Origin of the sequence: Aliiroseovarius sp. S253 (assembly GCF_049800855.1) — a bacterium.
Classification (GTDB): Bacteria; Pseudomonadota; Alphaproteobacteria; order Rhodobacterales; family Rhodobacteraceae; genus Aliiroseovarius.
Window position 1 is genome coordinate 2,244,895 of record NZ_JBNAFW010000001.1, and the last position, 20,571, is coordinate 2,265,465.

Genomic DNA, 20,571 nt, shown 5'->3' on the forward strand with positions numbered 1-20,571 from the left:
GGGCGGGCGCATGCCGCCCGGCGTAAATCTCTGGAACCCGCCTTTTAGCGCCATTCCAACCCGAGTCAACCGCAAAGCAGAGGAATCCCGCGCCCCGCTGCTTTTTCTTGTCACAAACATCCCCGCAGAGGCCTAGATGTTTGAAACCAGCCAGAATCATTTGCGCGGATGGCCTGTAAGCCGGATTCTGTCCCGGTGTTGCCACCATGGATGACCATTCCTCTAGACCTGCTGTTACCAACAGGTTCAAGCTGCCAACCCGGATCTGCTCGGGGCAAGACACCCCTGGGGTTAACCCCGCGCGATCCCTATTAGGCATTGCTCCCGGTGGGGCTTGCCGTGCCGCCGCTGTTGCCAGAAGCGCGGTGGGCTCTTACCCCACCGTTTCACCATAACCCGCGCATGCGCAGGCTGTCTGTTCTCTGTGGCGCTTTCCCTCGGGTTTCCCCGGCCGGGCGTTACCCGGCACCGTTGCCTTGTGGAGTCCGGACTTTCCTCGCGTCACGAAGGGGCACGCCCCAACAGTCACCCGCGGTCATCCAGCCATCCGCGCAAGGCTGGACTTAGATATGCTTAGCCGTGGCGTCAAGGCACGAGGGCGAAAGGGGCGCTGCCCCTCGCGGCTGGGGCCGCTCACCCCGGGATATATCAGGTAAGAAAATAGAGAGGGTCAGACTGGTAAAACCGCGAGGTCTTCTGCAGATAGCGGCCCTGTCCCCCACGGACGGTAACGAAGGCGCACAGCGGCCAGCAGAACGGTATCGTCAACCTCGGTTGGGTAGCCAAGCTTGCCTGCGCAGGTGCGAAAGGTTTCGGCCGAAAGCTCGGAGACAGAGCTGGCGCCACCCGAGCGCGCAGCAAGCCCTTGTCGTGCCAAACGTGCCCAGTCAAAGCGGGGACCCGGGTCCACTTTGCGTCCTGGTGCCATATCGCTGTGGCCGATCACGCCCTTGGGCGCGATATTCCATCGTTTCATAACGCCCGGCAGCAGCGCCTCAAGCGTCGCCATTTGCGGATCGGAAAACGGTGAGGCTCCATCATTATCCATCTCGATACCAATCGAGCGGGAGTTGATGTCATCCAAACCGCCCCACGATCCGGCACCCGCATGCCATGCGCGCGCGTCTTCATCGACCATCTGAAACAGCCGCCCATCGCGATGGATCAGATAGTGCGCCGACACCTCGTATTCTGGGCTACACAGGCGTTCCAATGCCTCGTCCGGATCCGCCATGGCGGTGTAATGCAGGACAATTAAAGACGGCACCAACCCATCCCGGCGCGGGCCGAAATTCGGGGATGGATGCGAAATGTGCTGCATCACTCGGTCGAGATGTTCAGCGTATTGCCGGGCAAAGGAACGGGTTGCGCAGGAGGCACAGGTGCGATCGGAGGCGTTGGGGCTGTCGTCGTGGTGGGCTGGGTTGAAATGCCAATGGCTTCAAGCTCGGACGCACTGACCGCTTCTTCGGTGGCGACAGGGGTAGTTGCCACGCCGCGCGCTGCGCGGAAAGGTGCTGGGTCCCATGCGCAGGCGAACCCATCTCCGTCCGGGTCAATCCCGTAACGGTCACGCTGCGGACCGCCGCTTTCAAGGAATGCGATCTGGGCAAAATCGGCCGAGGTGTAGCGGGAACAGTTACGCTGCGCGCGTGATTCCCCGGACAAGGCTGAACGCTGATATACGGACTGCCCGACCGAATTGGTCGTGGACAACGCATATTGCACGATCGAGGCCGAATTGCCGGAAGGTCGATCCGGCAAAGCCTCGGGCTGCACTTGCTCGTAATTCGCGCGGTAACCGTCCAGACGCGCCGCATCGCTTTCGATGCTCTCGCGGGCGGAAACAGCGGCGAAATCCTGTTCATCGGAGATGCCCGCCGCTTCAGAGGCCGCCGTCGGTGCAGCGTTAACTGAACTATCGTCCCCAAAGGCCGACAAAGGCTGGCCATCGGCCCCGACAGCAGCAGCCCGCCCCGCCAAACCATCCGGCGACCGGCTGTCTGGCACAGGGGCGACACATCCGGCCATCAGGCCGAGAAAGGCAAGTCCAACAGTGATGCGCATCGCAGGCTCCTTAGGGTTTCGGTCACGCCAATGGGGCGCGTTTTACCACCATTTCGAAGGCTTCGCCACAAAGCCAGCACGGGCCTCGACCTCGTGGGCGATATTCAGCAGATCGCCTTCTTCCCACGGGCGACCGATCAGCTGCAGACCAAGGGGCAGCCCCTGAGCATCCAGACCCGCAGGGATCGAAATGCCCGGCAGACCGGCAAGGTTCACGGTCACAGTAAAGACGTCGTTTAGATACATCTTTACAGGATCGGCATCCTTCATCTCGCCCAGACCAAAGGCCGACGAGGGCGTCGCCGGGGTCAGGATCGCGTCCACGCCTGCAGCAAAGACATCATCGAAGTCTTTCTTGATCAATGCGCGCACGCGACGGGCACGGTTATAGTAGGCGTCGTAGAAGCCAGCCGACAGCACATAGGTGCCGACCATCACGCGGCGCTGCACTTCGTCGCCGAAGCCTTCGGCGCGGGTTTTCTCGTACATCTCATTGATGCCATCACCCGCTTCCAGCTTGGCACGGTGGCCGTATTTCACACCGTCATAGCGGGCAAGGTTCGACGACGCTTCAGCAGGCGCAATCACGTAATACGCAGGCAGCGCGTATTTCGTGTGCGGTAGCGAGATGTCGACGATCTCGGCACCTGCGTCGCGCAGCATATCAGCACCATCAGCCCACAGCTTCTCGATCTCGGCGGGGATGCCCTCCATGTGGTATTCTTTCGGGATCCCGATTTTCTTACCTTTGATGTCGCCGGTCAGCATGGCTTCGAAATTCGGCACCGGAATGTCGGCGCTGGTCGAATCCTTCGCGTCATGGCCACACATGGCTTCCAGCATAATCGCCGCATCGCGCACAGATTTGGTCATCGGTCCTGCCTGATCCAGCGACGAGGCAAAGGCCACGATGCCCCAGCGCGAGCAACGCCCATAGGTGGGCTTGATGCCAGTGATGCCGGTGAAAGCAGCAGGCTGGCGGATCGAGCCGCCGGTGTCGGTGCCGGTTGCCGCCAGACACAGGTCAGCAGCCACAGCCGAAGCCGAGCCACCCGACGAACCACCGGGGGTCAGATCGCGGTCGTCCACTTTCCACGGGTTCACAGCGTTGCCGTAAACCGAGGTCTCATTGGACGAGCCCATGGCGAATTCGTCCATGTTCAACTTGCCCAGCATCACAGTGCCCGCATCCAGCAGGCTCTGGCTAACGGTCGATTCGTATTCCGGCTTGAAGCCATCGAGGATTTTCGAGGCCGCCTGCGAGGGAACACCCTTGGTGCAGAACAGATCCTTGATGCCCAGCGGGATGCCGCACATATCAGGGGCGTCGCCAGCCTGAATACGCGCATCAGCGGCTTTCGCCTGCTCGCGCGCCAACTCAGGAGTGTTGTGCACGAAAGCGCCCAGCGCACCGGCGCCTTCGATTTCGGTCAGGCAGGCCTCGGTGATCTCGGTCGAGGTCACATCGCCCTTACGCAGCGCGTCACGGGCATCGGCAATCGTCAGTTTATTCAGCTCAGTCATATCCCTGCCCCCTTATTCGACAACTTTCGGAACCGCGAAGAAGCCTTCGCGGGCATCCGGTGCGTTGGACAGGATTTTTTCCGGCATGCCGCCATCCGTCACCACGTCTTCACGGCGTTTCAGGCGCATCGGCGTGACCGAGGTCATCGGTTCGACACCCTCCACATCAACTTCGTTCAGCTGTTCGATGAACCCGAGGATCGCATTGAAGTTCTCGGCCAGCTCCGGCAGGCGGTCGTCTTCGACCTTGATGCGGGCCAAATGCGCAACCTTGCGCGCGGTTTCGATATCAATCGACATAAGGTGTCTCCGGATGTGTTTGCGCGTGGGCGCGTTGCCCAGTCATTTATCGCGCGGGACGTCAGGCTGCAAGCGGTGCGGGGAGTTGCAGTGGCTCAATCCCGCTTTGCTGCAAAGAAGGTTTTCAAAAGTGCTTCGGATTCTTCGGCCGCAATCCCGTCATAGACTTCCGGCACGTGATGACATTGCGGGTGGCTGAAGATGCGCGGGCCATGGGCGACACCACCCGATTTGGGATCCGCAGCGCCATAGTAAATGCGCCGGATCCGCGCTGCCGACAGGGCGGTTGCGCACATCGGACAGGGCTCCAGCGTGACGTAGAGGTCATAGCCCGGCAGCCGTTCGGACCCCGCTTGGGCACAGCCCTTGCGGATCACAAGGATCTCGGCATGCGCCGTAGGATCGTTCAGCTCGCGGGTGCGATTGCCCGCCTGCGCCACCACCGAGCCGTCCGGCGCGACCAGCACGGCCCCCACCGGCACCTCGCCGCGATCTGCGGCGGCGCGAGCCTCGGCCATGGCGGCCTCCATATGGCTTTTGAAACGGGTCATGCCCCTTCATGCCTGCCCTGCAAGCGATTGCCAAGGCTTCCCCTTTCGCGCGGCGCACGCTATGCGGGGGTATGACGGATAAACCCACCCCAGCTGGCGACCGGATCGCCAAGGTTCTCTCGCGTGCAGGCATTGCCAGCCGCCGCGAAGCCGAACGCATGATCGAAGCCGGACGCGTCAGCGTCAACGGCACTGTGATCGACAGCCCAGCCCTGAATGTGACCCCCAAGGACAAGATCTTTGTGGATGACAAACCTGTGGCCGAGCCAGAGCCCCCGCGCATCTGGCTGTATCATAAGCCCACGGGGTTGGTGACAACGGCCAAGGACGAAAAGGGCCGCGAGACGGTTTTCGACAAACTACCCGAAGACATGCCGCGCGTGATGAGCGTTGGGCGGCTCGATTTGAACTCGGAAGGGCTGCTGCTTCTGACCAATGACGGCGGCGTAAAGCGTAAGCTAGAGTTGCCCTCGACCGGGTGGACGCGCAAGTATCGCGTGCGGGTGAAGGGCAAGCCGACCGACGACATGCTGGCCCCCGTGCGCAAGGGAATCACCGTCGATGGCGAACGGTTCCAACCCATGTCGATCTCGCTGGATCGGCAACAGGGTGCGAATGCGTGGCTGACCATCAGCATTCGTGAGGGCAAGAACCGCGAGATTCGCCGCGCGATGGAAGCGATCGGCCTGTCGGTGAACCGCCTGCTGCGCGTCAGCTATGGCCCGTTCCAACTGGGCGAATTGAAAGCGGGTGAGGTTGAGGAAATCCGCCAGCGCGTCGTGCGTGAACAACTAGGTATGGAAGCACCGCAGAAAACCCCCGTTCGCAAGCGAGCTGAAATCCCACGTGGTAAACATGGTAGCAAACCGGGTGCCAAGCCCGCATTCAAGGGTGCGGGGCGTTCTGGAGGAAAACCCGGCGGAAAACCGGGGCAACGTCCGACGGGCAAAAGCTTTGGTGGCGGCGGGTCACGCGACCGGAACGCTGGCGGCAAACCACAAGGCCGACCGGTACCACGCAAGAAATAAGACTTAGAGCTTAGAAAAGTGACCCTTGATCCGGGGCGTCTTTTTTGGGCTTTGCTTTGCGGGCAGGTTTGGGCGTCGGAGCCGTTGTGGCAGGGGCGGACGCGGATCCATCCAACGACAAACGCCCATCTGCAAATTCGATCTCCAACGCCTTGGCCTTGCTGGCCGCATCCTGCGTCGTCACCACATCGCCATCGCCACGCACCACTGCATAACCGCGTTTCAGAGTTTCCGTATAGCCCAACGTCTGGCGCATCCTCTCGAGCGCGGCCAGACGGTCTTTCTGACGCGTGACGGCAGATAGATAGGCGTTGTCCAGCCGGGCTGATGCATCCTGAAGCGCTTGATTTCGCTGCTGATTGGCTTGTGCAATGCGCCCAGAATCCAATCGCGCGGCTAGGCGGTCAAGCTCGCGTCGATGCTGAGCTGTACCACGCGATAGTCCCGGGCCAAGCCGGCTAGTCGCCATTGCCAGCTTGTCGTGCAACGGCGCAAGGCGCGCTGTCAGGGCGCGAGGGCGCAACCCAGCCGAGGCCTCGCTCAGCTTCACCCGCCGCGCTTGCGTCATCTGCGTCAGTGCCACGGGAAGTTTAAGGCCCGCGGTGTCCAACCTCTGGCGCGGCCCATCCAGCAAACTGTCCGCGCGAGGCAAGGCACGGGAAAGATCGCGCAGGCGTTGACTGCGTTGGCTAACACCTTGCTCTAACGCGCGTGTCAGGCGGGTTCCCTGCTCTTCCGTCCACGCCAATAGCTCCAGCCGAACCGGAACGGCGTGTTCCGCAGCGGCCGTGGGTGTCGGCGCGCGCAGGTCAGACACAAAGTCGATCAGCGTCGTGTCGGTCTCGTGCCCGACAGCCGAAATCAGAGGGATGTCCGATCCCGCAGCAGCCCGCGCGACATTCTCTTCGTTAAAACCCCATAGGTCTTCGATCGAGCCACCACCCCGCGCAACAATCAGCAAATCGGGGCGCGGCAGTGCTCCGCCCGGTGTCATGCGATTGAAACCTTCGATGGCCGCTGCCACTTGCGGCGCACAGACGTCCCCCTGCACTGCAACGGGCCAGATAAGCACTTTGCGCGGAAAGCGATCACGCAGTCGGTGCAGAATATCGCGGATCACTGCCCCAGATGGCGAGGTTACAACCCCGATCACCTCGGGCAGGAAAGGGATCTTTTTCTTGCGTTCAGGGGCGAAAAGACCCTCGGCAGCCAGCGCTTTCTTGCGCTTTTCCAACATCGCCATCAACGCGCCTTCGCCCGCGACCACAACATCATCGACATTGATCTGGTATTTCGACTGGCTGCCAAATGTGGTGATCTTGCCCGAGACGATGACCTCCATCCCTTCTTCCGGCATGATCGACAGACGGCTGACCTGGCCTTTCCAGCTGACCGCCGCAATCACGGATCGGTCGTCTTTGACGTCAAAGTAAAGGTGCCCCGAACGTGCCAGCATCACGCGGCCGACTTCGCCGCGCACCCGGACGCGACCAAACGCGCCCTCAATGGTCTTTTTCACCGCGCCGGAGATTTCGGAAACGGTAAACTCGGGCGTGTTTTCACCCGGCTGGGGATCGTCGATCAGGTCCATCTCAGTCTCCTCCGCATCCGCCGTCTCCGCAGCTCGTTGTGCAACCAGTCGGGTTGTTCCCCGTTTTCATATGAGCCGAAATCGGTTTGCCCGCGATAAGAACGCCGGAAATATAGAACCATCCGCAAAATGCGAAGACCAAGCTCATGGCGATATACACACCGTCGCCAGTCATGATGCCAGCCCAAGCCACCCCTGCTGAAACCAAGGTCGCAATCAGAATGCGGAACTTCGACGCGCGCGGCGGAGGCGGAGGGCCCCAATACGCGACCGGAGCCGGACTTCCAAAGGTGGCGTGATAGAGCGCCTTGGTATGGCTGAATTGCTCGGCGAAACGCGCGCTGTCCGCACTTTGCATCCCCGGTTCGTGATGAAGCGGCTTGCCCAAGACTGTTTTGCACATCACATCCCAATAGTCGCGCGTATAGGTCATGTGCAAATGCCATACTTTGTCGACCACATCGGACGGCGTAACGGGCTTATCCGAGAGCTGTGACAGAAACAAAAACCGGCGGTACTCTTCAATTGCACCAAGAGTGAATTCGTCACTCCAACTCTCAGTATTTGCAAGTTTCCGGGAAAATGGGAGGTCCGCTCCCGGTACGTCAAACTGATGGGCTTGGATGGCTTTCCAAAGGTTTTCGCTCTGCATGCTTGTCGAGGCCCTGCTGCTTCTGTATTTCACCCACAACTTATACAGGGAGAGCATCCATGAACATCCTTATTCTGGGCAGCGGCGGGCGTGAACATGCGCTGGCATGGGCAGTGATGCAGAACCCGAAATGTGACCGGCTGATTGTGGCTCCGGGCAACGCGGGCATGGCGCAGATTGCGGAATGCGCGAAACTGGATATCGAGGATGGTGGCGCGGTTGCAACCTTCGCTCAGGAAAACACGATCGACTTCGTGATCGTTGGGCCCGAGGCACCTTTGGCCAACGGTGTCGCTGATCGTCTGCGCGAGGCGGGCATTAAAGTGTTCGGCCCGTCTGCCGAGGCTGCAAAGCTGGAAGCGTCGAAAAGCTTCACCAAGGAAATCTGTGACGCAGCCAATGCGCCCACAGCGGCTTACGGCCATTTCACGGACGCCGAGGCCGCCAAGGCTTACATCCGCGAACAGGGCGCACCTATTGTGGTCAAGGCCGACGGGTTGGCTGCCGGTAAGGGTGTGATCGTTGCGATGGACGACCAAACTGCGCTGGACGCCATCGACGACATGTTCGGCGGCGCCTTTGGTGGCGCGGGCGCCGAGGTCGTGATCGAAGAATTCATGGAGGGCGAAGAAGCCTCGTACTTCATCCTCTGCGACGGCAAGACTGCTCTGCCCATCGGGACTGCACAGGACCACAAGCGTGTAGGTGACGGGGACACCGGGCTGAACACGGGTGGCATGGGTGCCTATTCGCCTGCGCCGGTTCTGACAGACGAGATCGCTGCCCGCGCCATGCGCGAAATCGTGCAGCCGACCGTGGACGAGATGGCCAAACGTGGCACGCCATATCAGGGCGTGCTTTATGCAGGCTTCATGATCAAGGACGGTCAGGCGCGCCTAGTGGAATACAACGTGCGTTTTGGCGATCCGGAATGTCAGGTGCTGATGATGCGTCTTGGCGCACAAGCGCTGGACCTGATGCTGGCCTGCGCCGAGGAGCGTTTGGATGAGGCTCAGGTGAACTGGGCAGATGATCACGCGATGACCGTCGTAATGGCGGCGAATGGCTATCCGGGTTCCTATGAGAAGGGCTCGGTGATCAACGGGTTGGACGCACTGCCCGAAGATTCCAAGAACATGGTGTTCCATGCGGGCACGACCGAAGTTGACGGCAAGATCACCGCTTCAGGCGGACGGGTTTTGAATGTCACCGCTCGCGGCGACAGCCTGCAAGAAGCTCGCGACCGGGCTTATGCGATGATCGAGGGCATCGATTGGCCCGAGGGTTTCAATCGTTCGGACATTGGTTGGCGCGCACTTTAGTACTGCGACGATTGGTTCGTGTCGTGAGCCTGTAGGGGGCTTTGCCCCCACGCGCCCCTATCGGGACACGCTCCCCCAGGATATTTTTGGTAAGAAAATGAAGTCAGTCGCAGCGAAGTGCTGCGGTTAGGCTACTTGGATCGCTGTACTTGCCGATCGGGGCGATCTCGAATTCTCCATCGATCAAGCGCGCTTCCATCACGCGCGACCAGTTGGCGCTGGCGGTGACGACCACGGGCGCTTGGTCAGGACAGATGCGCACGCCGCCTTCGATATCAGGACTGCCATATTTGTGATTGGTCAGCCCACCCACAGACGCGATTTCTTTAAAGCCGAACGGTGTTTGTGATGCATCCACCGTCACCAGCCGCAAACGGCGGGCAAGGTGGGGACGGTCAACATAGGCGATTTCATCCAGCCCGTCGCCGTTAAAATCTGCAATTCCAGCTACAGCCAACCAGCGGTGACGGGTGCCGATTGGGGCGTTGCTGCCGAGCGCTGACAGTGAACCGTCCTGCAGCCCGTAGATACGGACCATCGCGCCGGTGTTGTCGCCACTGAATACTGTCACGACTTCAGGGGCCCCATCGCCATCGAAGTCGTGCAGGCGTGGCGAGGTATCTTCGAAAACTCCACCTGATACGCGCGACACAAGCCGCGATCCATTATCAAGGGTCACTTCAAGCGCACCGTATTCTCCGCCGGGCACAGCGCCGTGCCCATAGCGGTCAGTCGGCTCGACATAGCGGGCCGAGGCAATGTCGGCCGCAGCGGGTGCGGCCAGACAGATGGATATGAGGGCGGCTTTAATGCCGCGCATCAGATCTGCTTTTCGGGCATGTGAACAACCAGACCATCAAGCTCATCGGTGACTTTGATCTGGCAGGTCAGACGCGAACGTGCCGCATCGGGCTCGAACGCGAAATCTAGCATGTCTTCTTCCATAGCATCCTTCGCGGGGATCTTTTCGACCCAGGCGTTGTCGACATAGACATGGCAGGTCGAACAGGCGCAGGCTCCGCCGCAATCTGCTTCGATCCCGGGAACGTTGTTGTCACGGGCGCCTTCCATGACGGTCAGGCCGGGGGCAACGTCCACGACGTGTTCGGTTCCGTTGTGCTCGATATAGGTGATCTTCGCCATGTGGCTTCTCCCTTATTGGCGGATTGCAGGCGGCGCAGTGGGTTTACCACTAGTCGCACCGCTTGCTGGCTGTTCATTCGACAGACCAGATAGCAACGATATCACCTTATTTCGAGCCCAAAAGCGGCGAAAAATGTCGCACGGTTTTCACAAGCTCGTTTTTTAGGGGCCAATACGACAAACCCACCCGGAGCTATCCGGATGGGTAAGTATTCTGATCGCGGGAACAGAATGTAGTTTTAGAACAGCCCCGTAAAGTATTGGGCCACTGCCAGCGTGAACGGGTCAACTTGCATCAGCCACGCGCCGGCTTTTTCAATTGCTCCACCTTCGGCGAGGCTTTCAAGCCGTGTCGAATAGCTGGAGAGGCCGACCTGACTGACCAGTATCCCTTTAAATAGGACAAGTCCGACAAGGGCGATCACAATAGCGCGCAGCGGGAAGCCGCGGCTTTTGAAGCTTTTTTCCTTTGGAACCAACAGCCCGTCACGTTCCACAAGCTGGACGTAACCCCGGGCAATTTTGTTATGACGGCGATCAATTTGCCGAATGCGTTTTCGAAAATCTCGTACTTGAGTTTCGGCCATGTTCAACTTCCCCCAGTTGATGAGCCAGTAATAGTTATGCAGCGCTTAACAGATTAAAGCAATTTTAAGGCATTTGCTAGGAAACCGATTGTTTCTTGCCACAATTTTATCATTTTTTCCGCAAAATCAACGTCGTCCAGTCTCCGATCTCTTCACGATTCACCAAATCGAACCCGTTTTGATTGTAGCTTTTCAGCACATCTTCAGCCTGAGGGTTAAGAATCCCTGACAAGATCGCATAGCCGTTTTCGCCAATATTCCGCCCCATATCCGGTGCCAAACCGATCAACGGTCCTTTCAGAATATTCGCAAATACAAGATCGAACGGAGCCTTTGACGAAATATCTTCCGCACCGAACCCGGCGGCCTCAACGCACAGAACGCGTTTCTCAAGGGCGTTTGCCGCAACATTGGCGCGGGCGACATCCACAGCAACCTCATCAATGTCGCTTGCAATCACGGTGTTCGGCCAGATCTTAGCAGCGGCCATCGCAAGAACGGCTGTGCCACAGCCGATATCAGCCACGTTTTCGCCCACAAACCCGTCTTGAGCCAAATGATCCAACGCCCGCAGACAGCCCAAGGTCGTCCCGTGATGCCCGGTGCCAAAAGCCATCGCCGCATCAATCAGCAGTCCAATCTTGTCTTCCGGCAGGGATGCAGCGTCGTGACTTCCATAAACGAAGAAACGGCCTGCTTCGACCGGTGCCAATTCGCGTTTGACATGCGCGACCCAGTCAACTTCGGGCAGTTCGGACACGCTGAAGTCATTCGCGCCATGCATCGAAGCAAGCAATGCCAACCCAGCAGCGTCGGGTTCTTCGACGAAATACCCTCCGACTTCCCAAATGCCGCTGTCATCTTCGATCTCGAACACACCGACACCCGTGGGTTCCGGCACAAGGTGTTCCATTGCGGCCCCAAGGGCCTCGGCGGCATCTTGTCCGTTAAGGGTGGTCAAAGCGGTCCAGGTGGGCATGTTGTGTCCTTTCAAACAAGCCATTGTGCCCTAGCGCCCTGATCTTTGCGGGTCAAGCGTCGGTCACTGCCGTGTCTAAGCCGGATGCGGCACGCCACGCCTCGATCTGATCTGCGACCTCTTGCATTTGTGCGTCATTGTTGAAGGCCGATCGTTCGATTGGACAGTAGTCATATGCGTCGATCAGCAGCAGCAACCCGCGTTCGGTCACGAGCACCCCCTCCATATGGCTCCAAGAGATCAACACCTCATACCCCGGATGCGTGATACGCATGCCCAGCGGGGACAGCACAATCCGCGCCACGCCTTCGCGCATACGCGATCTGCTAAGTGTTTTTCGATAAGAAATTCGGCTGTGCCGCACGACCAAAAGCCCGGCCCCCATCAGCAACATGAAGGACAGAAACGTCCAAACACTTGCGTCACTGGCAAAAGCGACAATGGCTGAAATGCACACGAATGCGGCGATCAGGATCGTTGATCTGACTTGTCCACCCCATCCCTTTGCACGCCGCCGCCTTTCGGCAGCGAGGGTCCGCATGGCAAAGTCGATATCGATCGCGTCAAAACGCGAGTAGAACTCTAGATTGGTGCTCAAATCGGATCTCTTGAATATGGCTGGATACAATCAGCGCCCACGTAACAGCAGACAATATCACTGTGTCAGATTGCAATAGATCGGGCGAGTAAGGAAACTCCCACCCTACCGGAGCGCGCAGTTTCCCGCTTATCCAGGCGCACGCGCCAATCTTTGGGTCAGAATCGTTTCATTGCCCTTCTCGGGATGGCGCGGGATTAGCAGCGCCAAAGAAAGCGATACCCCTGCCATCGCCGCGGCCATTCCGAATACTGCTCCGGGCGACACCACCCAAAGATACCCAAGAAGCGCAGGCAGGAAGACCGCCGCGATGTGGTTGATTGTGAAGGCAACCGCCGCCGTTGGCGCGATATCTTGCGGATCCGCGATCTTCTGAAAATAGGTCTTCAACGCGAAGGCCAGCGCGAAGAACAGGTGATCTAGGACATAGAGCACAGCGGCCAAAACCACGCCCCATCCAAAGTAATAGATTCCACCATAGGCCAGGAACACACAGATCAGGCCGACATATTCGAACGCCAGCGCGCGCCGCTCGCCCCATTTGGCCACGGCTTTGCCCATCAGGGGGGCGAAGAAAATGTTGGCCACATAGTTGATCAAGAACAGAGCCGTGACTTCGTGTACCTCGAAGCCAAAACGCTCGACCATCATGAATGCCGCGAAGACAATGAAGATTTGTCGCCGCGCGCCGGCCATGAATTGCAGCGCATAGTACAGCCAATACCGGCGGCGCAGCACGAACTGCTTCAGCTGCGGCTCGGGGCTTTCAAACTGGGGATATGCAAAGAAGGCAAAGACCGCGATGGCAAGGGTTGTGCCACCCGCAACCATGTAAACGAGGTTATAACTCAGATCGAAAGTCTTCCACGTCAGCACCAAAAGGCCATAGCTGACCAGCGCGGCTGCCGATCCGATGGACATGATCCAGCCCAACATCTGCGGCGCTTTTTTCTTGTCGATCCATTGAAGTTGAAGCGACTGGTTCACGGTTTCAAAATAGTGAAACCCGATCGAGCTGAGCATGGTCACCGTCAGGATGCCGCCAAAACTTGGGAACCACGCGGTAATCGCGGTAGCCGCGCCCAGAAGACCCAGCGACACGACGCCCAGCACCTGTTCGCGAAACAGCATCAGCAGGGCAATGACACCAATGGCCAAAAAGCCCGGAATCTCGCGCACGGTGTGCAGCCAGCCGATCTCGACCCCTGTGAAGTCGGCGGCCTCGATCACGAAGTTGTTCAGCAGCGCCGACCAAGTGAAGAACGCAATCGGCATCGCCGCCGCCATCAGCATCAGCAGGAAGATGGGACGGCGCCAGAATGGCAGATCGCGGGCATCAGAAAGGGTCATGATGATGTGTCTCATGCGCCTGCATTACGCCTGAATTCCGCGCTTTGCGAGCGCAAATCGCATTCACAAATGCATATGCGTTTCTGACATAGGTCAAGGTGGCGTGCGCCCACGGCGCTAAAACTGCGCCAACTTGAAGGAGCCGCCAATGGACATCGTCCCCCTGATCGACCGCATCGGAGAAAACCCGACCGCTGCGCTGTTCGGCCTGATCACCGGCATCGTTTTCGGTGTCTCGGCCCAGCGCTCGCGCTTTTGTCTGCGTGCCGCGGCAGTCGAATTCGCCCGTCGAATGATGGACGCCTCGGTCGCTGTATGGCTTTTGACCTTCTCGACCGCTGTGGTTTGGGTTCAGGGTGCAACCATGTTGGGCCTGATGCGCCCCGAAGACGCGCGGATGATGGCCGTGACCGGGAGTTGGTCGGGCGCGATCATCGGCGGTCTGCTGTTTGGTGTCGGTATGGTGCTGGCGCGCGGCTGTTCGGGTCGACTGCTGGTTTTGGCTGCGACAGGCAACCTGCGGTCTGTCGTCTCGGGACTGATCTTTGCCGTGGTCGCACAGATGAGCCTGCATGGCTGGCTTTCCCCAACCCGTGACTATCTTGCCCGCCTGTGGATGACGGAAGGCGGTGTGAACGTAAACCTTCTGAACGTGCTGGGATTGCCGGACGGGTTCGGCCTTGCGCTGGGACTGATGACCGCCGTTCTGGCCATCGTGATCGCACGCAAAGCAGGCCTTGGCCCGCGCCGCTTGATTTTCGGATCCGGCGTTGGCTTCGCCGTGGCTCTTGGCTGGGTTCTGACCTATCAACTGTCGCTTGCCGCGTTCGAGCCGGTATCCGTGACTTCCGCCACCTTCTCGGGCCCGTCGGCGAATACGCTGATGTTCTTCCTCGTCTCGGACCCGGTACTTGAGTTCGACGTGGGCCTTGTCCCCGGCGTCGTCATCGGTGCCTTCGTGGCCAGCTGGCTGACCAAGGAATTCAAGTTCCAGGGGTTCGAAGGCGAGGCCAACATGCGCCGCTCGATGACTGGGGCGGTCCTGATGGGCTTCGGCGCCATGCTGGCCGGAGGCTGCGCGATCGGCGCAGGCGTCACGGGGGGGTCGATTTTCGTCGGCACCGCATGGCTTGCCCTTCTGTGCATGTGGATCGGCGCGATGGTGACGGATGCGCTGGTGGATCAACGCGGGGCCCTTGGGGTGGCGGCCGAGTAAACCTTAAAACTGTCAGCATCCCATGACACTCCTGACAGAATGCTGTCAGGAGGGCACGTCTATGGTTCCTCAAACACAAAGGAACCTTCACCATGATTCAGATCGAACGCACCCGAACCCTCAACGCCAACCCCGACGCCGTTTGGGCGGTGCTGGGACGCTATATGCATATCAACGACTTCGCCCCCGCCGTTGCCAAAGTGGACGCCCTGACAGCGGGCAGCGACGGCGTCGGATCAAAACGCCGCTGCCATTTCGACAATGGCGGATCAATGGTGGAAGAGGTCACCGATTGGCAAGAAGGCCGCGGCTACAGCATCCGCGGATCGGAACTGGCCCCGATGCCCCTGACCAGCCTGACCGCCGAGATTTGGATCGAACCTGCCGGGAATGGATCAAAGGTCGCATGGTCCACCGCGTTTCAAGTCAAATACGGCCCGCTGGGTTGGCTGCTTGGTCAGGTGATGATGAAACCGATGATGGGGAAAGTGATTGATGCGAATTTAGAGGGATTAGCTGAGGAGTCGGGCAGAGCTTAAACAGCGTTCTGCTCTTCCATCGAGCAGTGCCGTTCTTGACACAGCTATCACCAGTCGCATGTACTTCCAGAATGAAAAGCCCAATCGCCGTAGGCGCTGCACTGGTACAATTCGTTCTGGGAGGAATGCTGCTTCAACCTGCCCTCAGCCTGCCATCTAATCAGGACGTTCTATTTCTGCTCTATTTGCCGGGCCTGCTTTTTGCAGCCAGTGGCGTCACGCTGATCGCAAAGGCGCCAAGGCCCGGTGAGGACGGGAAGGCCTGGCTCTGCATCTTTGCGTTCGCGGTGCCGTACATCGTGACACTGCCGATGCTGCCCATCATGTTTCACGTTTTCGCCCGATGAGTTGGCTCGCTGCACCGAATAGTCGCAGCCGGATCTAGTAAAAACTCTGCGGATCGATATCCACCGACACCCGCATATCCCCTTTGACCGGAAACTGTGCCAGCCAGCGTTTTAGCGCCGCTTGGATGGGCGCGGTTTTTTCCGCCTTCACCAACAGGCGCACGCGGTGACGTCCGCGCACACGGGCGATGGGCGCGGGGGCGGGGCCGAACAGTTGCGCGCCGATTTGGTGAAGCGGCTCGGACCTTCGGGCCATCTCGGCCCCCAGATCAAACACGGCTTGAATGTCGGGCGAGGACAGGACGATCCCTGCCATGCGACCGTAAGGCGGCACGCCTGCGGCTTGGCGCTCGCCCGCTTCGGCTTTCCAGAACTTCTCTTCCTCGCCCGCAAGGATCGCGCGGATCACGGGGTGCTCGGGTTGGAAGGTTTGCAAAAGGGCGACGCCCGGCGTTTCCGCCCTCCCTGCCCTGCCCGCAACCTGTCGGATCAATTGGAACGTGCGTTCCGCCGCGCGCAGGTCAGACCCTTGCAAGCCGAGGTCCGCATCGATCACGCCCACCAAGGTCAGCTTGGGAAAGTTATGTCCCTTGGCGACCAACTGCGTGCCGATGATGATGTCTGCTCCACCTTCGGCAATCAATTCGATCTGCGCCTTCAGGGCGCGGGCTGATCCAAACAGGTCCGAGGACAACACAGCGATGCGCGCGTCCGGGAAGGCCGCTGTGACTTCTTCGGCCAGCCGTTCAACACCCGGCCCGACCGGGGCCAGCTTGCCTTCGACTTCGCATTCTGGGCAAGCATCCGGCATTGGTTTCGTTTCGCCACATTGATGGCAAACCAGACGTTTCTGAAAGCGGTGTTCGACCATCCGCGCGTCGCAATGATCGCAGCCGATCTGGTGCCCGCACGCCCGACAAATGGTGACGGGCGCATAGCCGCGGCGGTTGATGAACAGAAGCGATTGTTCGCCCTTTGCAATGCGCAAGTTCACGGCGGCCTTCAGCGTAGGAGAGATCCAGCTTTGCGACGGCAGATCTTCTTGCCGCATATCAATCGCGCGCATCTCGGGCATGACGGCGGGGCCATAACGGCTGGTGAGTTCGATCCGCTTGTACTTCCCGGCCTCGCAATTGGCCCAAGTCTCAAGCGAGGGCGTGGCGGACGCCAGCACCACCTGCGCGTCGCAGATCGAGGCACGCATAACCGCCATATCCCGCGCGGAATAGAGCACCCCGTCTTCCTGTTTGTAGGAACTGTCGTGTTCTTCATCGACAATGATCAGCCCAAGGTCTCGGAAGGGCAGGTAAAGCGCAGATCGCGCACCAACCACAAGCGAGGCATCCCCCTGCCCGACCATGCGCCAGCAACGGCGGCGTTCGGTCATGGTGACACCGGAATGCCATTCGGCGGGACGCGCGCCAAAGCGTTCCTCGACCCGTTTCAGAAATTCGGCAGTCAGTGCGATTTCGGGCAGCAGCACCAGCGCCTGGCGCCCTTTGCGCAGGCAGGCGGCGACGGCCTCCAGATAAACCTCAGTCTTGCCCGCGCCGGTGACACCGCGCAGAAGCGTGGTGCCATAACGGCCCGATCGCACCCCATCGGTCAGCTGTTTGGCGGCAGCGGCCTGATCTACGGTCAGCTCTTTACTGGGCAGTGATGGATCAAGCCGCGGATACGGCATGTCGCGGGGCGTATCCTCTTCCCGGATGGCGCCTAGTTTCACGAGACCCTTCACAACGGATCCGCTAACGCCCGCCAGATCACCCAGCTCTTTCTGCGTGAACCCCACGCCGGGCTGATCCATCAACACATCCATCACCTTGGCACGCGCATCGGTCAGCCGGTTAGGGCGGTGCCCCGAGGCCTTCAACACCTTGCGCATCGAGGGTGGATCTGACAGCCCCGGCGCGCGGGTGGCTAGGCGCAGCATCTGGCTCATCGGGGTCAGGGTATAGTCGCCAACGCGGGTCAGGAACTCGGCCATTTCGGATCGCATCGGGGCGACTTCCAAAACCCGGATCACGGCGCGCAGCTTCGAGGCATCAAAGCCCCCTTCACCCGGCCCCCAGACAACACCCAATACCTTACGCGGCCCAAGCGGGACCTCGACATAGTCGCCTTGCACGCAGCCCCCTTCGGGCGCGCGATATGTCAGGATTCGGTCCAGAGGCTGGGCGGTCAAAACGCCGACCCTTGCGCCTGCCGGAAACTGCTCGATATCACTCATAAGGTCAGATTCCCCGTCATCGGAAATATCATAAGGGCTTTCTGCCCGCGCGCCCATGGGGTAAGAGAGCGCAAACGCAAACTTCCGCAGGATACGCGCACATGAAATTCTTTGCAGATACCGCCGACATCGACGCCATCAAGGAACTGAACGACCTTGGCATGGTGGACGGTGTGACCACCAACCCCTCGATCATCAAGAAATCGGGCCGCGACATCATCGACGTCACGAAAGAGATCTGTGACATCGTGGACGGCCCTGTTTCGGCAGAAGTCACCGCCATCGACGCCGACACCATGATCGCCGAAGGCCGCAAGCTGGCCAAGATCGCCGACAACATTGCCGTGAAAGTGCCGCTGACATGGGACGGGCTGAAAGCCTGTAAAACCCTGTCGGACGAAGGCACCATGGTGAACGTGACCCTCTGCTTCTCGGCCAACCAAGCGCTGCTGGCGGCCAAAGCGGGCGCGACCTTCATTTCGCCCTTCATCGGCCGTCTGGATGACATCAATCTGGATGGGATGGAGCTGATCGAAGACATCCGCACCATCTATGACAACTATATGTTTGACACGCAGATCCTGGCCGCCTCGATCCGCAACGTGAACCACATGAAAGACGCCGCACTGGTTGGTGCAGACGTTGCTACGGCTCCGCCCTCGGTCATTCAGGCAATGGCGAAACACGTTCTGACCGACAATGGTCTGGACGCGTTCCTGGCCGATATCAAAGCCGCTGACATCAAGATCCTGTAAGCAGGCCTTAATTATTAGCATGTGACGAGGGGGCCACGGCCCCCTTTTCTATTTCTGCCCGACGCCTAATTTTAACCCATAAGGCACACGGTTGGTGTATTATCCCCAAAACGACAAAAAACTTCGAGGCAACTATGAGCGGTTCCCCGGCACTGGATGACGAGCTGCGCGCGCATCTGATCGCGCAGCCAGAGATTATTTTAAACGACCAAGACATCATGAATGCATTGGTCACTGCGCATGAACGTCAGATGGGCACGAACATCGTTGATCTGCGCGGCGCAGCCATGGATCGGCTAAGCAATCGGCTGGACCAACTTGAAGACACGCATCGCTCGGTTGTTGCGGCGGCCTACGAAAATGTCTCGGGCGTGGCGCTGATCCACCGCGCGGTGCTGCGCATGCTGGATCCCGCAGACTTTGCCGCCTTCATGCAGGACCTGGACGGCGAGGTCGCCGAGACTTTGAAGGTCGATTGTATGCGGCTTGTGCTGGAAACCATTCAAGACGAGGCAGATGCGAAAGTTGGCCGGCTGGGTGCCGTGCTGTCCACAACGCCTGCCGGATTCATCGACGACTATCTTGGACAACCCGCCGGGCCAGAACGTCGCAAGGTCTTCTTGCGGCAAGTTCAGGAACGCGACCCCGACATCTATGGCGACTGCGACTATTGGATTCGCTCCGAGGCTTGCATCGTGCTGGACCTTGGGGAAGGTCGCCTGCCTGGAATGCTGGTTATGGGCACCGAAGACCTGACACAATTCCGTCCCGGACAGGGCACGGATCTTCTGGAGTTTTTCGGGGGCGTGTTTGAACGCGCGATGCGCCGCTGGCTGTCATGACCAGTGGCGGATCCCTGCATATCCCCCCCGGCGCCCGAGACGCGCTGGCTCTGTTTCTTGACCACAAACGTGCACTGAACGCAGCATCCGAGAACACAATCAAAGCCTATCAGGCAGATATAGGTGGGTTTCTGGCTTTCATGGCCACCCATCTGGGTGGCGAAGCCGGACGCGGTGCTCTTGCCCGTGTGACGATCAGCGATATGCGCGCGTGGATGGCGTCGGAACGCAGTCGCGGCATTAGTGCGCGCAGTCTGGCGCGCGCCCTGTCGGCGGTAAAAAGCTTCTATAGCTGGCTCAGCGAACAGGACGGGTTTGACGCAACCGCCGTTCTTTCCACGCGCAGCCCGAAATTCGCTAAGAAACTGCCCCGCCCCTTATCACCGGACGCAGCACAGGCAGTGCGTGACACGGCCCCCCTGCAATCAAGGCACGACTGGGTCGGGGCCCGGGACTTAGCGGTTGTGACACTTCTGTACGGCTGCGGGCTGCGCATCTCGGAAGCGCTGGGTCTGACTGCAGCCGACACCCCATTGAAAGAGGTTCTGCGCATCTGCGGGAAAGGCAACAAGGAACGGCTGGTTCCCGTCCTTCCCGCCGCCCGCGACGCGGTCGAGGCATATCGCAAGCTGTGCCCCCACCCCGAAGCCCCCGACGCACCGCTTTTTCGCGGTGTTCGCGGTGGGGCTTTAAATCCGCGGCAGGTGCAATTGATGATGCAGCAAGTCCGCCTGCAATTGGGTTTGCCGGCCACGGCGACACCCCACGCATTGCGCCACAGCTTCGCCACCCACCTACTGGCCTCGGGTGGGGATCTGCGCGCCATTCAAGAGCTGCTGGGCCATGCCAGCCTATCGACAACGCAGGGCTATACTGCGCTGGATACATCGAAACTGGTTGAAGTTTATAACGCTGCGCATCCACGCGCCTGAAGCCCCTCAGCTTTTCGC

General features: G+C 59.6%; 22 protein-coding genes and 1 other RNA gene. 8 read left to right on the top strand and 15 right to left on the bottom strand.

Annotated features, from left to right (window positions below; genetic code table 11):
• Nucleotides 1-160: 160 nt before the first annotated feature.
• The 6 genes from rnpB to ACP15F_RS10905 form a co-directional block, all read right to left on the bottom strand.
• Nucleotides 161-551, bottom strand: an RNA gene (gene rnpB, locus ACP15F_RS10880) — RNase P RNA component class A.
• A 119-nt stretch (nucleotides 552-670) separates the two neighbouring features.
• Nucleotides 671-1,321, bottom strand: a complete 651-nt coding sequence (locus tag ACP15F_RS10885; protein ID WP_424940813.1) for an N-acetylmuramoyl-L-alanine amidase — start codon at nucleotides 1,319-1,321, stop codon at nucleotides 671-673.
• A complete protein-coding gene (locus ACP15F_RS10890) occupies nucleotides 1,321-2,067 on the bottom strand; it encodes a hypothetical protein (RefSeq protein WP_424940814.1) in 747 nt (248 codons plus the stop codon). The genes ACP15F_RS10885 and ACP15F_RS10890 overlap by 1 nt, the downstream gene beginning before the upstream one ends.
• A gap of 42 nt (nucleotides 2,068-2,109) precedes the next feature.
• Nucleotides 2,110-3,591, bottom strand: coding sequence for an Asp-tRNA(Asn)/Glu-tRNA(Gln) amidotransferase subunit GatA (gatA, locus tag ACP15F_RS10895; RefSeq protein WP_424940815.1), 1,482 nt, complete (start codon nucleotides 3,589-3,591; stop codon nucleotides 2,110-2,112).
• A gap of 12 nt (nucleotides 3,592-3,603) precedes the next feature.
• Nucleotides 3,604-3,891, bottom strand: coding sequence for an Asp-tRNA(Asn)/Glu-tRNA(Gln) amidotransferase subunit GatC (gene gatC, locus ACP15F_RS10900; protein WP_108857251.1), 288 nt, complete (start codon nucleotides 3,889-3,891; stop codon nucleotides 3,604-3,606).
• A gap of 95 nt (nucleotides 3,892-3,986) precedes the next feature.
• The gene (locus ACP15F_RS10905; RefSeq protein WP_424940816.1) at nucleotides 3,987-4,442 is read right to left on the bottom strand and encodes a nucleoside deaminase; all 456 of its coding nucleotides are present in this window, start codon (nucleotides 4,440-4,442) and stop codon (nucleotides 3,987-3,989) included.
• A gap of 71 nt (nucleotides 4,443-4,513) precedes the next feature.
• On the opposite strand from ACP15F_RS10905, the gene ACP15F_RS10910 reads away from it, so the two are divergent.
• Nucleotides 4,514-5,470 carry a pseudouridine synthase gene (locus tag ACP15F_RS10910; protein WP_424940817.1) on the top strand — a complete coding sequence of 319 codons (957 nt, stop codon included), beginning with the start codon at nucleotides 4,514-4,516 and terminating at the stop codon, nucleotides 5,468-5,470.
• A gap of 10 nt (nucleotides 5,471-5,480) precedes the next feature.
• Here the strand turns inward: ACP15F_RS10910 and xseA are convergent, their stop codons facing one another.
• Together xseA and ACP15F_RS10920 are read right to left on the bottom strand one after the other, a co-directional pair.
• Nucleotides 5,481-7,061 carry an exodeoxyribonuclease VII large subunit gene (gene xseA, locus ACP15F_RS10915; RefSeq protein WP_424940818.1) on the bottom strand — a complete coding sequence of 527 codons (1,581 nt, stop codon included), beginning with the start codon at nucleotides 7,059-7,061 and terminating at the stop codon, nucleotides 5,481-5,483.
• A gap of 1 nt (nucleotide 7,062) precedes the next feature.
• Nucleotides 7,063-7,713, bottom strand: coding sequence for a glycine-rich domain-containing protein (locus ACP15F_RS10920; protein ID WP_424940819.1), 651 nt, complete (start codon nucleotides 7,711-7,713; stop codon nucleotides 7,063-7,065).
• A 59-nt stretch (nucleotides 7,714-7,772) separates the two neighbouring features.
• Between ACP15F_RS10920 and purD the strand changes: the two genes are divergently transcribed.
• Nucleotides 7,773-9,035, top strand: coding sequence for a phosphoribosylamine--glycine ligase (gene purD, locus ACP15F_RS10925; protein WP_424940820.1), 1,263 nt, complete (start codon nucleotides 7,773-7,775; stop codon nucleotides 9,033-9,035).
• Nucleotides 9,036-9,138: 103 nt separating this feature from the next.
• Here purD and ACP15F_RS10930 read toward each other — a convergent pair whose 3' ends face one another.
• The 6 genes from ACP15F_RS10930 to ACP15F_RS10955 all read right to left on the bottom strand — a co-directional run bounded on the left by ACP15F_RS10930 (nucleotide 9,139) and on the right by ACP15F_RS10955 (nucleotide 13,692).
• On the bottom strand, nucleotides 9,139-9,855 hold the full coding sequence (locus tag ACP15F_RS10930) for an FG-GAP repeat domain-containing protein (protein WP_424940821.1): 717 nt from the start codon (nucleotides 9,853-9,855) through the stop codon (nucleotides 9,139-9,141).
• Nucleotides 9,855-10,178 (bottom strand): 2Fe-2S iron-sulfur cluster-binding protein, encoded by a 324-nt coding sequence (locus ACP15F_RS10935; RefSeq protein ID WP_424940822.1) that lies wholly within the window; start codon nucleotides 10,176-10,178, stop codon nucleotides 9,855-9,857. Before ACP15F_RS10935 ends, ACP15F_RS10930 begins: the two co-directional genes overlap by 1 nt.
• Nucleotides 10,179-10,417: 239 nt before the next feature.
• Nucleotides 10,418-10,765: a hypothetical protein gene (locus ACP15F_RS10940; protein ID WP_424940823.1), complete on the bottom strand. Its 348-nt coding sequence runs from the start codon at nucleotides 10,763-10,765 to the stop codon at nucleotides 10,418-10,420.
• Nucleotides 10,766-10,874: 109 nt separating this feature from the next.
• A complete protein-coding gene (locus ACP15F_RS10945) occupies nucleotides 10,875-11,744 on the bottom strand; it encodes a 50S ribosomal protein L11 methyltransferase (protein WP_424940824.1) in 870 nt (289 codons plus the stop codon).
• Between the two features lie 52 nt (nucleotides 11,745-11,796).
• Nucleotides 11,797-12,342, bottom strand: a complete 546-nt coding sequence (locus tag ACP15F_RS10950; RefSeq protein WP_424940825.1) for a YcxB family protein — start codon at nucleotides 12,340-12,342, stop codon at nucleotides 11,797-11,799.
• A 129-nt stretch (nucleotides 12,343-12,471) separates the two neighbouring features.
• A complete protein-coding gene (locus ACP15F_RS10955) occupies nucleotides 12,472-13,692 on the bottom strand; it encodes an MFS transporter (RefSeq protein WP_424940826.1) in 1,221 nt (406 codons plus the stop codon).
• A 148-nt stretch (nucleotides 13,693-13,840) separates the two neighbouring features.
• Between ACP15F_RS10955 and ACP15F_RS10960 the strand changes: the two genes are divergently transcribed.
• The 3 genes from ACP15F_RS10960 to ACP15F_RS10970 all read left to right on the top strand — a co-directional run bounded on the left by ACP15F_RS10960 (nucleotide 13,841) and on the right by ACP15F_RS10970 (nucleotide 15,794).
• Nucleotides 13,841-14,908 carry a YeeE/YedE family protein gene (locus ACP15F_RS10960; protein ID WP_424940827.1) on the top strand — a complete coding sequence of 356 codons (1,068 nt, stop codon included), beginning with the start codon at nucleotides 13,841-13,843 and terminating at the stop codon, nucleotides 14,906-14,908.
• Between the two features lie 92 nt (nucleotides 14,909-15,000).
• Nucleotides 15,001-15,447 carry an SRPBCC family protein gene (locus tag ACP15F_RS10965; RefSeq protein ID WP_424940828.1) on the top strand — a complete coding sequence of 149 codons (447 nt, stop codon included), beginning with the start codon at nucleotides 15,001-15,003 and terminating at the stop codon, nucleotides 15,445-15,447.
• A gap of 71 nt (nucleotides 15,448-15,518) precedes the next feature.
• Complete coding sequence (locus tag ACP15F_RS10970; RefSeq protein ID WP_424940829.1) at nucleotides 15,519-15,794, top strand: hypothetical protein; 276 nt, start codon at nucleotides 15,519-15,521, stop codon at nucleotides 15,792-15,794.
• A 34-nt stretch (nucleotides 15,795-15,828) separates the two neighbouring features.
• Here ACP15F_RS10970 and ACP15F_RS10975 read toward each other — a convergent pair whose 3' ends face one another.
• Nucleotides 15,829-18,024: a primosomal protein N' gene (locus ACP15F_RS10975; protein WP_424940830.1), complete on the bottom strand. Its 2,196-nt coding sequence runs from the start codon at nucleotides 18,022-18,024 to the stop codon at nucleotides 15,829-15,831.
• A 101-nt stretch (nucleotides 18,025-18,125) separates the two neighbouring features.
• Here ACP15F_RS10975 and fsa point away from each other — a divergent pair, with 101 nt between their 5' ends.
• The 3 genes from fsa (at nucleotide 18,126) to ACP15F_RS10990 (ending at nucleotide 20,553) form a co-directional block, all read left to right on the top strand.
• Complete coding sequence (fsa, locus tag ACP15F_RS10980; protein ID WP_142852119.1) at nucleotides 18,126-18,779, top strand: fructose-6-phosphate aldolase; 654 nt, start codon at nucleotides 18,126-18,128, stop codon at nucleotides 18,777-18,779.
• A 134-nt stretch (nucleotides 18,780-18,913) separates the two neighbouring features.
• Nucleotides 18,914-19,621: a DUF484 family protein gene (locus ACP15F_RS10985; protein WP_424940831.1), complete on the top strand. Its 708-nt coding sequence runs from the start codon at nucleotides 18,914-18,916 to the stop codon at nucleotides 19,619-19,621.
• On the top strand, nucleotides 19,618-20,553 hold the full coding sequence (locus ACP15F_RS10990) for a tyrosine recombinase XerC (protein ID WP_424940832.1): 936 nt from the start codon (nucleotides 19,618-19,620) through the stop codon (nucleotides 20,551-20,553). Before ACP15F_RS10985 ends, ACP15F_RS10990 begins: the two co-directional genes overlap by 4 nt.
• The last annotated feature ends 18 nt before the right edge of the window (nucleotides 20,554-20,571 follow it).

Coding starts and splice junctions, on each gene's coding strand:
- ACP15F_RS10945 (WP_424940824.1), bottom strand. CDS start 11,744: ATGCCCACCTGGACCGCTTTGACCACCCTTAACGGACAAGATGCCGCC.
- purD (WP_424940820.1), top strand. CDS start 7,773: ATGAACATCCTTATTCTGGGCAGCGGCGGGCGTGAACATGCGCTGGCA.
- ACP15F_RS10960 (WP_424940827.1), top strand. CDS start 13,841: ATGGACATCGTCCCCCTGATCGACCGCATCGGAGAAAACCCGACCGCT.
- gatC (WP_108857251.1), bottom strand. CDS start 3,891: ATGTCGATTGATATCGAAACCGCGCGCAAGGTTGCGCATTTGGCCCGC.
- ACP15F_RS10955 (WP_424940826.1), bottom strand. CDS start 13,692: ATGACCCTTTCTGATGCCCGCGATCTGCCATTCTGGCGCCGTCCCATC.
- ACP15F_RS10920 (WP_424940819.1), bottom strand. CDS start 7,713: ATGCAGAGCGAAAACCTTTGGAAAGCCATCCAAGCCCATCAGTTTGAC.
- ACP15F_RS10965 (WP_424940828.1), top strand. CDS start 15,001: ATGATTCAGATCGAACGCACCCGAACCCTCAACGCCAACCCCGACGCC.
- ACP15F_RS10970 (WP_424940829.1), top strand. CDS start 15,519: ATGAAAAGCCCAATCGCCGTAGGCGCTGCACTGGTACAATTCGTTCTG.
- ACP15F_RS10930 (WP_424940821.1), bottom strand. CDS start 9,855: ATGCGCGGCATTAAAGCCGCCCTCATATCCATCTGTCTGGCCGCACCC.
- ACP15F_RS10940 (WP_424940823.1), bottom strand. CDS start 10,765: ATGGCCGAAACTCAAGTACGAGATTTTCGAAAACGCATTCGGCAAATT.
- ACP15F_RS10985 (WP_424940831.1), top strand. CDS start 18,914: ATGAGCGGTTCCCCGGCACTGGATGACGAGCTGCGCGCGCATCTGATC.
- ACP15F_RS10990 (WP_424940832.1), top strand. CDS start 19,618: ATGACCAGTGGCGGATCCCTGCATATCCCCCCCGGCGCCCGAGACGCG.
- xseA (WP_424940818.1), bottom strand. CDS start 7,061: ATGGACCTGATCGACGATCCCCAGCCGGGTGAAAACACGCCCGAGTTT.
- ACP15F_RS10910 (WP_424940817.1), top strand. CDS start 4,514: ATGACGGATAAACCCACCCCAGCTGGCGACCGGATCGCCAAGGTTCTC.
- ACP15F_RS10885 (WP_424940813.1), bottom strand. CDS start 1,321: ATGCAGCACATTTCGCATCCATCCCCGAATTTCGGCCCGCGCCGGGAT.
- ACP15F_RS10975 (WP_424940830.1), bottom strand. CDS start 18,024: ATGAGTGATATCGAGCAGTTTCCGGCAGGCGCAAGGGTCGGCGTTTTG.
- gatA (WP_424940815.1), bottom strand. CDS start 3,591: ATGACTGAGCTGAATAAACTGACGATTGCCGATGCCCGTGACGCGCTG.
- ACP15F_RS10890 (WP_424940814.1), bottom strand. CDS start 2,067: ATGCGCATCACTGTTGGACTTGCCTTTCTCGGCCTGATGGCCGGATGT.
- fsa (WP_142852119.1), top strand. CDS start 18,126: ATGAAATTCTTTGCAGATACCGCCGACATCGACGCCATCAAGGAACTG.
- ACP15F_RS10905 (WP_424940816.1), bottom strand. CDS start 4,442: ATGACCCGTTTCAAAAGCCATATGGAGGCCGCCATGGCCGAGGCTCGC.
- ACP15F_RS10935 (WP_424940822.1), bottom strand. CDS start 10,178: ATGGCGAAGATCACCTATATCGAGCACAACGGAACCGAACACGTCGTG.